This window comes from Cognaticolwellia aestuarii (genome assembly GCF_002000025.1).
Classification (GTDB): Bacteria; Pseudomonadota; Gammaproteobacteria; order Enterobacterales; family Alteromonadaceae; genus Cognaticolwellia; species Cognaticolwellia aestuarii.
On record NZ_MUZV01000032.1, the window covers coordinates 1 to 587 of the forward strand.

The window sequence follows — 587 nt, forward strand, 5'->3', positions numbered from 1 at the left end:
ATTGGTGGTGTGACTTATACTATTGGCTCAACCGCGGTATTAGCAGAAGGTGAGTTAACCTTAAATGCTGATGGTAGTTACAGTTTTGTACCGAATGCAAATTACAATGGCCCCGTACCGGTCGTCACCTATACCGTGCTAGACGGTGTCGGTGATGCAACCGATTCAACCTTAACTATCTCAGTGACGCCAGTGTCTGATTTACTTGATGATAGTGAAGTGGTCAGTGTTGCAGAAGATACAACTGCCACCGGTAATGTCTTAGATAATGCTACCAGCACTGATGGCCCGCTCTCAGTAACCAGCTTCACTGTTGCAGGCACAACCTATGCGATCGGCTCAACCGCGGTATTAGCAGCAGGTGAGTTAACCTTAAATGCCGATGGCAGTTACAGTTTTGTACCGAACGCAAATTACAATGGCTCAGTCCCTATCGTCACCTATACGGTGCTAGATGGTGTCGGTGATGCAATAGATTCAACCTTAACTATTTCAGTGACGCCAGTGTCTGATTTACTTGATGATAGTGAAGTGGTCAGTGTTGCAGAAGATACAACTGCCACCGGTAATGTCTTAGATAATGCTAC

The 587-nt window shown here is 45.8% G+C and carries 1 protein-coding gene; it reads left to right on the forward strand.

Annotated elements, in window-relative coordinates:
- Positions 1-587 (forward strand): cadherin-like domain-containing protein (locus B0169_RS19325; protein WP_164474810.1); only part of this gene is annotated, 587 nt, incomplete at both ends.